Annotated in this window: 10 protein-coding genes; 2 read left to right on the top strand and 8 right to left on the bottom strand. The window is 55.4% G+C overall.

Annotated elements, in window-relative coordinates:
* Window positions 1-147 precede the first annotated feature (147 nt).
* Window positions 148-1,341 carry a nicotinamide mononucleotide deamidase-related protein YfaY gene (locus tag GZ59_RS05990; RefSeq protein ID WP_011092809.1) on the bottom strand — a complete coding sequence of 398 codons (1,194 nt, stop codon included), beginning with the start codon at window positions 1,339-1,341 and terminating at the stop codon, window positions 148-150.
* A 345-nt stretch (window positions 1,342-1,686) separates the two neighbouring features.
* Here GZ59_RS05990 and tyrP point away from each other — a divergent pair, with 345 nt between their 5' ends.
* On the top strand, window positions 1,687-2,895 hold the full coding sequence (gene tyrP, locus GZ59_RS05985; protein WP_011092808.1) for a tyrosine transporter TyrP: 1,209 nt from the start codon (window positions 1,687-1,689) through the stop codon (window positions 2,893-2,895).
* 194 nt (window positions 2,896-3,089) lie between these two features.
* On the opposite strand, the gene GZ59_RS05980 is transcribed toward tyrP, so the two are convergent.
* On the bottom strand, window positions 3,090-3,629 hold the full coding sequence (locus GZ59_RS05980; protein ID WP_011092807.1) for a YfaZ family outer membrane protein: 540 nt from the start codon (window positions 3,627-3,629) through the stop codon (window positions 3,090-3,092).
* Between the two features lie 250 nt (window positions 3,630-3,879).
* Here GZ59_RS05980 and GZ59_RS05975 point away from each other — a divergent pair, with 250 nt between their 5' ends.
* Entirely contained in the window at window positions 3,880-4,077 is a 198-nt protein-coding gene (locus GZ59_RS05975; protein ID WP_043878136.1) for a hypothetical protein, read from the top strand.
* Between the two features lie 141 nt (window positions 4,078-4,218).
* On the opposite strand, the gene menE is transcribed toward GZ59_RS05975, so the two are convergent.
* From menE to menF, 6 genes are all read right to left on the bottom strand, one after another.
* Entirely contained in the window at window positions 4,219-5,649 is a 1,431-nt protein-coding gene (gene menE, locus GZ59_RS05970; RefSeq protein WP_011092805.1) for an o-succinylbenzoate--CoA ligase, read from the bottom strand.
* On the bottom strand, window positions 5,637-6,608 hold the full coding sequence (gene menC / locus GZ59_RS05965) for an o-succinylbenzoate synthase (protein ID WP_011092804.1): 972 nt from the start codon (window positions 6,606-6,608) through the stop codon (window positions 5,637-5,639). Before menC ends, menE begins: the two co-directional genes overlap by 13 nt.
* Entirely contained in the window at window positions 6,608-7,465 is an 858-nt protein-coding gene (gene menB / locus GZ59_RS05960; protein WP_005976180.1) for a 1,4-dihydroxy-2-naphthoyl-CoA synthase, read from the bottom strand. Before menB ends, menC begins: the two co-directional genes overlap by 1 nt.
* Window positions 7,466-7,470: 5 nt before the next feature.
* Window positions 7,471-8,271, bottom strand: coding sequence for a 2-succinyl-6-hydroxy-2,4-cyclohexadiene-1-carboxylate synthase (gene menH, locus GZ59_RS05955; RefSeq protein WP_039290681.1), 801 nt, complete (start codon window positions 8,269-8,271; stop codon window positions 7,471-7,473).
* Window positions 8,259-9,941 carry a 2-succinyl-5-enolpyruvyl-6-hydroxy-3-cyclohexene-1-carboxylic-acid synthase gene (menD, locus tag GZ59_RS05950; protein WP_011092802.1) on the bottom strand — a complete coding sequence of 561 codons (1,683 nt, stop codon included), beginning with the start codon at window positions 9,939-9,941 and terminating at the stop codon, window positions 8,259-8,261. Before menD ends, menH begins: the two co-directional genes overlap by 13 nt.
* Before the next feature lie 288 nt (window positions 9,942-10,229).
* Window positions 10,230-11,552, bottom strand: a complete 1,323-nt coding sequence (gene menF, locus GZ59_RS05945; protein WP_011092801.1) for an isochorismate synthase MenF — start codon at window positions 11,550-11,552, stop codon at window positions 10,230-10,232.
* Window positions 11,553-11,586 lie beyond the last annotated feature (34 nt).

Genomic DNA, 11,586 nt, shown 5'->3' with positions numbered 1-11,586 from the left:
GAGCGGCGTGTGAGCCGTCCCGTGTCGGGCGCGTGCTACGAAGTAGCATGAAAATAACGGTACTATCGCGCACGAAACTGCCCCGAAAGCCAAATAGAAATGCGGCTAAGAGGCAGGATGAGGATCAGATCCTCAATTCCCCGCTGACTACAGCGTCTTCAACACCGAGATCCAACCGTGTCCGCCGTACACTGGCCAACCGTTCAGCCAGCGGCGCAGCATATTCATCGCCAGCATCGCGACGACTTCCTGATGGGTTTTCAGACTGTAGCGCTGTACATTGAACTGTATCGTTTGGGCGAAAGATCCTTCGGGCGTATGCAGCGCTAAGGAAAGCTCAGCATCGTCCCGGCTCCCGACGACCAACGCTAACGACGCGCCCTGACGCTCTGCCAGATGGCGTGCATAGTCCACTAGCCCAGACAGGCTGGTGTCTTGAACGTTTGCCAACAATTCTCCGCCTGCCAGCGGAGCACTCGCCGACTGGAGCTGCCAGTTGAGCAATCCCGCAGTGAAGTGTTCACTCACCGCCAGCGTCATATCACGCTCTGCCAGACGTCGTGCAAGCTGTGCGGGCAACCCTTCCGTTCCTTCAAAGATGGTATTTTCCCCTGCGACGGTGCGCACCGTTTCCCACAGTTGCTCCATCTTTTCCTTCTGTGCCGCTGGGCCGGTCAGCTTCAGCTCGATAATCGGCATAGAAGAGCGGTAGCCCAGCACCACGCCAGACGGTAACGCCATACCATCCAACTGGCTTGCCAGATCGCTCTCGGAGCGGCCAAAGGTGGTCAAACGCAGGCATAACGGCGCATCTGCGACAGCAAAACGCTCACGCAGGCGCGGCATAATTTGCTGATCGACCATGACCTTAAATTCGGACGGTACGCCCGGCGTAAAAAACATCAGGCACTTGTTCAAATGCAGCGCAAAACCACAGGCGGTACCCACCGGGTTATCAACCATTTCTGCGCTGGCAGGGATTTGCGCCTGTTTGCGGTTGCTGGGCGCCATCACTCTGCCGCGCTCGGCAAAAAAAGCTTCCATACGCGCCAGCCAGTCGGCGTGCTCAACCAGCCCTTCTCCAGCGGCGGTGGCCGCCGCCAATGCGCTAAGATCGTCGCTGGTCGGCCCTAGGCCGCCGTTCACAATCAGGATATCGGCTATCTGACTACGCTGCGTTATCGCCGTCACCAGCGCATCGAGATCGTCACCCACCGTCATCCGGCTGGTCATCGGTAGTCCCTGCTGAAACAGATAATCCGCCAGCCAGGCTGCATTGGTGTCAATAATCTGACCATGCAGCACTTCATCGCCGGTACATAACATCTCAACCCTAAGCATTTTTTCACTCCTGATAATGATTCTGAAACCACTTTAGAAAGTCAGATGAACAAACACAATATTTCTTTCAGCCTGCCCGATAATACGCGACGCCGACACACCGCACTCCAGTGTAAATATAAAATTACACCCCTCGTAACGGTGTTTTGACAGGATTCGCTGAATACTCTACCCTGCTGCCAAAAATATCTGGATATACTCGTAATACTTCAAGTTGCATGTGCGTTGGCTGCGTTCACTCACCCGAATCACTTACCTGAGTAAGCTCATCGGGACTCCCTCGCTTGCCGCCTGCCTGAAACTCGAATTATTTGGAGTATGACCACGCTATATATAGAGGAATAGGTGAAAAATCGTACTCTTGGCAGTGTTTTTATCGTTGCTGGTACCACAATTGGAGCAGGAATGTTGGCGATGCCGTTGGCAACGGCTGGCGTCGGATTTGGTACCACATTGATGATATTGATCGGCCTGTGGGCACTGATGTGTTATAGCGCCTTGTTGCTGGTTGAAGTGTATCAGCATCAGCCGTCACACACCGGGTTAGGCACATTGGCAAAAATCTACCTCGGCCGCTGGGGACAGTGGATTACCGGTTTCAGTATGCTATTTCTGATGTATGCACTAACGGCGGCCTATATCAGCGGCGCAGGCGAACTGATCGCCAGTAGCATCAGCCAGTGGAGTGGCTACTCACTTCCGATGTCCGCAGGGATTTTGCTCTTCACGCTGGTTGCTGGCGGCGTCGTCTGTATCGGGACATCCTCAGTCGACTTGTTTAATCGCATCCTGTTTAGCGGCAAAGTGCTGATGCTCGTCATCATGCTGGCCGTCATGGTTCCGCATATTCAGCGCGTCAATCTCTTAACGCTGCCGCTGCAACAGGGCCTCACGCTCTCGGCATTACCGGTCATTCTGACCTCATTCGGCTTTCACGGCAGTATCCCCAGCATCGTCTACTACATGGGGGGAGACAGCCGCAAGCTGCGCCGGATATTTCTTATCGGTAGCGTGATACCGCTGATTGCCTATATTTTCTGGCAGTTCGTGATACTAGGCAGCCTCAGCTCTTCGACATTCAATGCTATTTTGGCCGATCAGGCAGGATTGAATGGGTTGATGCAGGCAATTCGCACACTCGTTGCCTCTCCACACGTTGAACTGGCCGTCCACCTGTTTGCCGATCTGGCACTGGCGACCTCTTTCCTCGGCGTGGCGCTCGGGTTGTTCGATTATTTAGCCGATCTGTTTAAACGTAAAAATAGCGTCACAGGGCGCGCGCAGACGGGCTTACTGACCTTTATTCCACCACTGGTGTTCGCACTCTTTTATCCACAAGGGTTTGTGATGGCGCTGGGCTATGCGGCGATTGCACTGGCCGTGCTGGCATTACTTATTCCCGTTCTGCTGAGCTGGCAAGTACGCAAACAGAATCCTGAAATACGCGCGACTCGCGGTGGTGTACCGGTATTGGCGCTGGTGTTCGCCAGCGGCGTAAGCATCATCCTGATCCAACTAGCGATGGTGGCAGGCTGGTTGCCATCCATCAGTTAATATTCTATATCAGCTCCACCGAGACATAAAAAAACGCAGGGAGCGTTTTCAACGTTGTGTAGCGACGGCCCGAAGGGTGACGGACAAGGATGTCCGTCATAAAAAAAGAGCGTGAACTCAACATTCACGCTCTTTTTTCTTTCCGGCTACGACATAAAACCAGCATACCTGCGGCTTGAAGTATAACGGGTATATTAGAAGCTCAGACCAACGCCGACATAGGCAGAATCAGCCAACTTGTTATCTGGGCCGTTCTCACGCGCCATATTGATGTAGCGATAGCCGACATCCACGCTCAGCGGTGCAAATACCTGCCAGCGCACGCCCGCTTTCCCTTCAACATAGTGATCGACATGGCTGGAGAAAGCATCCGGTGCATAATAGCCTTCGCCATACAGCGAGAACTGACGGCTCAGTGGCCACTGCACGCCACCACCTAGTGCGACGCCATAGCCATCATTGCCGTGATCCTGGTTCAAATACAGCGCTTTGCCACCCAGAGTCAGCTTGAGTGGACCAACGGGAATGGTGTATCCCAGGCCAAAACCGTATACGTCATTGTTGTTGTCGCCGTGAGCATAGCTCACATTGCCCGCAAGCCCAGGAATGCCCAGACCGAAGCCCGCACTGGCACCAGCGTAATCACGACCTGCTTCCCCAGAAAGGCTAATGGCATGTACAGAAGCACTTGCAAGCAACAGGCTTCCCGCACAGGCAATCACAAACTTTTTCATTTTCAATATCCTTAAAACCGTCGTTAAACGCGCGTGTAAAGATGTTATCGTTGCCGATTCTACCCGAAACATCCCCCCACTCCAGCATGAAATTGCCCTGAGCAGTGATTTATTCTGTTAATAATCATAAAAATACTTATTGAAAATTACTGACAATAGCAGCAATAAGCACCACCTATTTGCCCCAAAAACACAAAGTGAACAATAGTACTCACCATGGATGATGGGAAACAGGCGGGAGGAAGCGATCGTGAGAGAAGGAAAATTAGCCGCAGGGAAAAGCACCACAGAGAGAGGCGATCATCCTACGGTGAATGCCGAGAGACGCAGCCCGATACAGTTTCAGGATATGTGGTTTTTAGAAAAACTGGCACAGTTTGATCGCGAAACCAGCGCCAGTCATCAGAGATTCAAGATAGGTTCAAACCTTCATGTTCCAGATAAATAATATGACGCCAAACGCCCCTAATGCCAGTCACTTAAGCATGGATTTAGGGGAAACACGGTGATGAGGTTCCCGCAGGGATGCCTCACTCCGTGGTAGCCCCGGTATCTCGATCCTTAAACGATCGGCATTAGCCAAGCACCCCTACCTTTTAGGTTGGGGATACGTTGCCTTTACCCAGTTTTTCACCTGTTGGCGAGAAAGCTTAATTCCACCATTTTTCAGTTCGGCAGGCAGCGCATAATACGCGACCGGGCGCTGAAAGCCGGCAAGCTGCGGCTGTAGCCAATCACGAACCGCATCAAGCGTCGTGGTTTGTACTACCTCCAACACAGCAACGGGGCGGTGGCCGAACTCCACGTCTTCAACGGGCACAATGCATGCCTGCTGAACAGCAGGATGCGTCAACAACACGGCCTCGATATTCTCCGGCTGAACCCCTTCTCCACCGCTGAAGAACTGATTATCCAAACGCCCTTGAATGTGCCACTCGCCCTCGGTAAATAGCCCGCGATCGCGCGTGTGGAACCAGCCGTCATCATCGACCAACGGAATCAGTTTTCCGTCACGCCAATAGCCAGCGGCCAACGTGCTGCCACGCAGCAGAATCTCATCGTCCACAAGCTGGATCTCTCGCCCGAGCAGCGGCATTCCGACGCCCGAACGCCCATCGGCACGCTTAGCACAAACCGTAGAGGCCAGTTCAGTCAGACCGTAGCCACACCAGCAGCTGACACCGCGTGCTTCCGCCTGTTGCGTCAGCGTCTGCGGGATCATCGCGCCGCCGAGCAATACCGCTTTCAATGCTTCAGGAAAGGCCTTCTCCGACAGCAGTCGCCACAGTTGGGTCGGTACCAGAGAAGCGTGGGTGCAATCGCGCAGCGCAGTATCCAGAGGCTGATGCGCGCGAACAACAATCGTCGCCCCAGTAGCAAGCCAGCGCCAGATGATACCCTGCCCAGACACGTGAAAGAGCGGAAGTGACAGCAGCCAACTGTCGCTGGCGGAAAACGCCATCATTTGAACCACACCTTCCGCGCTGGAGATATGGGCAGAAAAAGTGTGCGCTACCGCTTTCGGCATTCCGCTAGAACCGGATGTCAGCGTCAGCGTCGCCAGTCGCTCGTCCTGCCAGCGTAATCTATTGGTGTCGATGGTTTCTTCGATATCACCCGATAGCGAGGAAGCTGATGGTAAAGAAAGGGTACGTACAGAATCAGGCCAGGGCTTATCATTCAGACACAGACCACACGCGACATTCAGCGCAGGCAGCAGCACCTCAGTTAACGTATCGGGCAACTGTGGATTCAGCGGTAACGCACGCGCACCGCACTGTAACAGCGCCAGATAGCTGCACAGCATCGGTACGCTATTTTTCCCGCGTAGCGCTACCGTGCTTTCGGCAGTCACCCCCTGCTGTGCGAAATGCTCTGCCAGACGATCAACCCGCTGGGCAAGCATCTGCCAGCTCCAACGGGTTTCATCGTCAATCAACGCGACAGGCTCATTCAACGGGACAGGCTGGGGCGTCTGGCTAGCCCAGTATCGCCACGGCCAGTCAGTCAGGATTGCCATACCACGTCCAGTTGCTCGGCAGCCAGAAGCGGCAACGCGCTATCCGGCCAACGCTGAATCACCTGCGTCTGCATCAGATCTAACGTGTCCAGCCCTGGGATCGTGTCCGGCGTCAGCCAGCTTGCCAAACGCGCCAGTTGCGTTAACCCCAGACTGGATTCAATGCTGGAACTGATCACCGCCGTTAACCCAGCCTGATGCGTTTCCTGCACCAGTTGCTGGCAGCGAGCAAGGCTGCCGACCAGCGTCGGCTTGATCACAATCGCACTCACACCCGGTTCAGCTTCCACCCGAAAATCCGCCTCACGCACGCTTTCGTCCCAGGCGATGTTGATGCCGGTTTCACGCGCAAACTCACGGGATTCTTCACGGGTTTTGCAAGGCTCTTCGAGAAAGGCAATACGTGAGCGTAACGACGGAGCAACATAGCGGGCAAAGCCGTCCGCTTTGGCGCGTGTCCAACTGCGGTTGGCATCCAGACGGAGTTTCAGATCCGGCAAGGCTTCCAGCAGTACGTTAACGATCATTCCGTCACGCACCGCCTCGTACAGGCCGACTTTCACCTTTGCCACTTTCTCACCCGGCATCGCCTGTAGCATTTCGAACAGCTCATCAGGATCGCCATTGCACAAGGGCGCTTTGCGATAGTCCGCCGCCTGCGGCAGGTGCTGATCCAGTTCGGCCTGCGCGCAGCTCAAACCAAAGGCAACGGACGGAGGAAGATCCTCAGAAAATGCATGCCCTGCCGCCCACGCAGCCAGTTGCTCAAGCGCGGCTGATTCCGCTTCTGCCAGCGTTTCCAGACTGAACTCCGGCAGTGGCGCAATTTCCCCCCAACCCAATCGTTCATCTTCTTGCAGGCGAACGATAAGACCATCGCGGGTTTTCAGGCGCTGATTGCGCAGCACCACTCCGGCTTCCATCGGCACGCTATAACGATAGAGAGTGACCTGGCGCATTACGGGTTCCGTTTGAATTTGCTGAAGTCCGGCTGGCGTTTCTCATTGAACGCGTTGCGGCCTTCCTGCCCTTCATCTGTCATATAGAACAACATGGTGGCGTTGCCCGCCAGTTCCTGCAAACCAGCCTGACCGTCGCAGTCCGCATTCAGCGCCGCTTTCAGGCAGCGCAGCGCCATCGGACTGTTTTGCAACATTTCACGGCACCAGCGCACGGTTTCTTTTTCCAGATCGGCCAACGGTACGACGGTGTTCACCAGTCCCATATCCAACGCTTGAGCAGCGTCGTATTGGCGGCACAGGAACCAGATTTCACGGGCTTTCTTCTGACCAACGATGCGTGCCATATAAGAGGCCCCCCAACCGCCGTCAAAAGAACCGACACGCGGGCCAGTCTGACCGAAGATGGCATTTTCTGCCGCAATGGTCAGGTCACACATCATATGCAGAACATGTCCACCGCCGATGGAATACCCAGCCACCATCGCGATAACGGGTTTCGGACAGGTGCGGATCTGGCGCTGGAAATCCAGCACGTTCAGGTGATGCACACCGCTGTCATCCTGATAGCCGCCGTAGTCACCGCGTACTTTCTGATCGCCGCCGGAGCAGAATGCTTTATCGCCAGCACCGGTCAGGATAATCGTCCCGATACCGTCATCGTGACGGGCATTATCGAGCGCCTGAATCATCTCTTTTACCGTTTGCGGACGGAACGCATTGCGTACCTGAGGACGGTTAATGGTGATTTTGGCAATACCATCGATAGATTTATGGTAAAGGATATCGGCGAAGTCGCCGCTGCAATCGTGCCATTCAATCGGTGCGTAAAGCAGTTCTTCACTCGGATAAAGCATAGTTATCAATCCTTAACGGGATGCGAAAGAAAAGTGCGAACCCGCTCGGCATAGGCCGCCGGATTCGCCTGATGAGCATTATGACCCGCCAGAGCAACGCTCAGTAACGGCAGGCCATATTGCGCCGCCAGCGTCTGAAACTTCACGTCGCTGGCACCGCATAAATAAATAAAAGGTATCGACAGATGCTGTAGCCGCGCCGCCAAGAAAGGCTGTCGCCCCAGCGAGGTGGCTTCCAGCATTGCCGCGACAGATGCGCCGTGATTAGCGCTGCGGCGCGCGATCAGCTGTTCACGCTGTACTGAGTCAATATCGGCAAAAACCGCCTGCTGATACCAGTCCTGCAAGGCCTCTGGCAGCGGATCCTGACGAAAGCGCTGCGCCCAGCGTGCATCATGGTGGATACGCTCCGTACGCTGCTCGGGCGTTGCCAGGCCGGGGTGTCCGCCTTCGACCAGCAATCCTAGCATGCCGTCATGATGCCCTTCGCAGGCGTGGTACATCGCAATGCGCCCGCCAAGCGAATAGCCCAACAGCCAATAACGCTCGATACCCTGCTCCAACAGCGTAGCGGTTAGCTGGCGGCTTACCTCGGCAAAATCTGCTGTAGTAATGGCTCGCGACGCACCGTGTCCGGGCAAATCCACCAGCAGCATGGGCCAGTCACGAAAAAACGGCAGGACAGGCGACCAGTCCTCGCCACTGCCGAATAAGCCATGCAGGCACACCAGCCACGGCTGTATCGGAGCAACCGCGCCATGCGTCACTTTTCGGCAACTTAGCCCCTGAAAATCTAGTGAGTCCACGCCGCCACCTGCGCGACCAGTTCATTGAGCGTTTCCGCACCGTCTTTCGGCTCAACTACCACTTCAAGCAGCGTGACGCCGCCCTGAGTCCAGCAATCTGACACCGTATCTGCCAGCTGTTCCCAGCTTTCGGCGCGCACGTAATTCAGGCCAAACATCGCAGCAGCATGTCCGAACTCCACATTTTGCGGCATGCAGTAAAACGCTTCACGCTGTGCAACCGGCGTCGGCAACAGGGAAAATATCTGGCCACCGTTATTGTTCACCACGATCAACACCAGCGGTGCGGGGGACTGACGCAACAGCGCCAGCGCATTCAAATCGTATAATGCAGAGAGATCGCCGACGATGCCGAGCGTCGCTTTCGCCGTGGCACGCTGTACGCCTGCCAGCGTGGAGATCAGGCCATCAATACCACTGGCCCCTCGATTACCATACACAGGATACCCTTGCGGAAGCTGTGCCAGCGCATCGATCAGACGTACCACGAGACTGTTGCCGACAAACAGCTGCCCATCCGGCGGCAAAAGCGCCGGTATTCGCTGCGCCAGCTGCGCTTCACCAAAATGGGAAGCCAGATGCGCGTCAACCTGCCGCTGCGTTCTGTCGGCAATATCCACCAGCAAGTCCGCCCACGGCGTCTGTTTGTCTGCTGGATGCGCCGACAGCCATTCGCCAACGTCCGCGACCAGACGGCGCCCACGATGGTGAGCCGGATCCAGTCGTCCGGGTAAATCATCAATTAACCAAAACTCTTGCGGCTGGCACTGTTCCTGCCATTGCAACAGACGTTTGCCCGTCAGGCTTCCGCCGAACTGTAGGACGATTTCCGCCTGCCGTAAAAGACTCGCCGCTTCAGGGTGCGCCAACCAAATATCTGCACAGGGCAAAGGCTGCCCACTTTGCGACAGGACATCACCAATCAACGGCCAGCCCAACTCGTTCGCCCACGCAGCAAGACGCGCGCCTTGTTCAGCACTCACGCGTCCGGCGAGGACGACGCCACGTTTCTGCCGCCACTGCGGCCAGTCCGGCTGCACCACAAGCGTACTCTGACGCATTTCACGCAGCCAAGGCTCACGGCTGTTCCACCAGTCACCCAGCGTCATTAGCCAGTCCTGATAAGCCGTGCCGTCATCGGCACCATACAGCGGTTCAGCAAAGGGGCAGTTAATGTGCAACGCGCCGTGCGTAAGCCGCGCCATGGCACTATCCACAGAGGAAACCAGCCAGGTGGCCGGAATATCGGGCGTAGGGCGAGGCAAATCCAGCGCCAGCGTAGGATGTGAAGCATACAGTGCATGCTGACGAATCGCCTGATTCGCACCGCAGTCAATCAACTCCGGCGGGCGGTCAGCCGTCAGAACGACCAGCCGTTCACCGGTCAGCCCGGCTTCAATGATTGCGGGATAGAGATTCGCGGCAGCCGTGCCGGATGTCACGATAATCGCAACAGGTTCACGCGAGGCTTTTGCCAGCCCCAGCGCAAGATGCCCGAGCCCTCGCTCGTCGAAATGCGTATGGCAAATCAGCGCATGATTATCCGCCGCGGACAGCGTCAGCGGGGTGGAGCGAGAACCAGGCGCGATGCAGATATGCCGGACGCCGTGACGGGTCAGCGATTCCAGCAGTAATGTAGCCCAGCGGCGATTAAATACACTTGTTGACATGGTGGACTCAACAACTCAGGTTGCAGGTTATTCCCGTCATACTTCAAGCTGCATGTGCGTTAGCTTCTCTTACTCACCCCAGTCACTTACTGATGTAAGCTCCTGGGAGTCGTGCGCTCGCCGCCTGCCTGCAACTCGAATTATTTAGGGTATAGCAAATAATAATGATCAAACTGTTGGTGGCCTGGTTACCCTTCAACGAACATCGCGATCAGCCTTATTATATTTTTTTTTACTACGCTGACTTTGATATAAACCAGTACCTAGCACAACAATCATAAAACAAAACTATGACATATCACCGTCTAGCAGGGATCTCAGCCCAGCGGCTTTGTTTTCTAACTCCTGCCATTCTTGTTCTGGATCAGAACCTGCCACAATTCCGGCGCCAGCATAAAGTGTCAAAACATGATCCCGCACCTCGGCCGAACGTAGCGCCACGCTGAATTCAGACTGCTGACGCGAAAGATAACCCGCAGAACCCGCATACCAGCGACGCTCAAACGGTTCATGTGCCGTAATAAAACGGCGCGCCTCTTGCCGAGGTAACCCCGCTACCGCCGCCGTAGGCTGCAATGCATCGAGGCACGCGCTATCAGAAGCGGTGCGTAGCGTGGCATGAATGGTACGACGCAGATGCTGCACCTTGCGCAGACGCACAATTTCCGGCGGCATCACATCCAGCGACAGCGCCGACTGCTGTAACCGCTGGCAAATATCATCCACTACCAGCATGTTCTCATGCTGATTTTTAGTGTCTTTCATCAGCCAATCGGCCAGTTCGGCCGCTTTATGTGCATCACGATCGCTTGCCACCGTTCCCGCCAAGGCTTCCGTTTCCAGCTCACTCCCTCGCCGGCGATAAAGCCGCTCAGGGCTGGAGCCGAGAAACGCATGACGCGCATCGTGCGCCAGCATGAAATGGAAACAGTGGTGATTCGCCGCACGACTGGCGGCCATAAAGGTGGTTGCTTGTAACGGCTGAGTCAGCGTTAACGTGGTTGCTCGCGCCAAAACGACCTTTTCCATTAACCCTGTGTTGATGTCATGCAGCGCCCGCTGGAGCAAATCAATCCACCCCTGACGCTCCGGCTGATGCCCGACAGATTGCACCTCCGCATGTAAAAGAGGCAGTGACGCAGACGGAAGAAGCAGATTAATAAACGCTGAGGCTTCAGCCGCATCCTGTTGCAATGACGTTTCACTGAACAGGTTAATACTCAGGCTGAGCATATCATCCTGACGTCGCAGCTCCGCGCGGGGCAAGAATAGATAACCCGGTGACGAAACGCCCTCTTCTTTCGCCTGGTTAAAGGCATTCAGCCCCCAGATGCGCACATCGGGATCGCACTGCTGCTGAACGAGGAATGCCTCAGCATCCTGAATATGACGAAACCCGCACACCTTGCCGCAAACGGCGGCTTCTTCACGATCCTGACGGTGCTGCCAATAGAACTGGGGGTACACTGGCTGGGTCGCCAGCCACGGTAGTAGCTCAGACGCATCGCTGAGAGTTAATGAACGCGTTATTTGTCTAAAACCTGCGCATTCAGGCTGTGGCTCGCGCAAATCCTGCTGCAAATGTCGCAGCAAGTCGGAAAGTTGTTTCACCGTAACCCCGGAGACCTAACACAAAGTAGGGGAT

This window comes from Pectobacterium atrosepticum, from assembly GCF_000740965.1.
Lineage (GTDB): Bacteria > Pseudomonadota > Gammaproteobacteria > Enterobacterales > Enterobacteriaceae > Pectobacterium > Pectobacterium atrosepticum.
Note: the sequence above shows the minus strand (reverse complement) of the source record. Positions and strands in the feature narration are given on the sequence as shown.

What these genes read in the sequence shown, in the direction of transcription:
- GZ59_RS05990 (WP_011092809.1), bottom strand. Translation starts at nt 1,341, where the DNA reads ATGCTTAGGGTTGAGATGTTATGTACCGGCGATGAAGTGCTGCATGGT.
- GZ59_RS05980 (WP_011092807.1), bottom strand. Translation starts at nt 3,629, where the DNA reads ATGAAAAAGTTTGTGATTGCCTGTGCGGGAAGCCTGTTGCTTGCAAGT.
- menE (WP_011092805.1), bottom strand. Translation starts at nt 5,649, where the DNA reads ATGGCAATCCTGACTGACTGGCCGTGGCGATACTGGGCTAGCCAGACG.
- menC (WP_011092804.1), bottom strand. Translation starts at nt 6,608, where the DNA reads ATGCGCCAGGTCACTCTCTATCGTTATAGCGTGCCGATGGAAGCCGGA.
- menB (WP_005976180.1), bottom strand. Translation starts at nt 7,465, where the DNA reads ATGCTTTATCCGAGTGAAGAACTGCTTTACGCACCGATTGAATGGCAC.
- menD (WP_011092802.1), bottom strand. Translation starts at nt 9,941, where the DNA reads ATGTCAACAAGTGTATTTAATCGCCGCTGGGCTACATTACTGCTGGAA.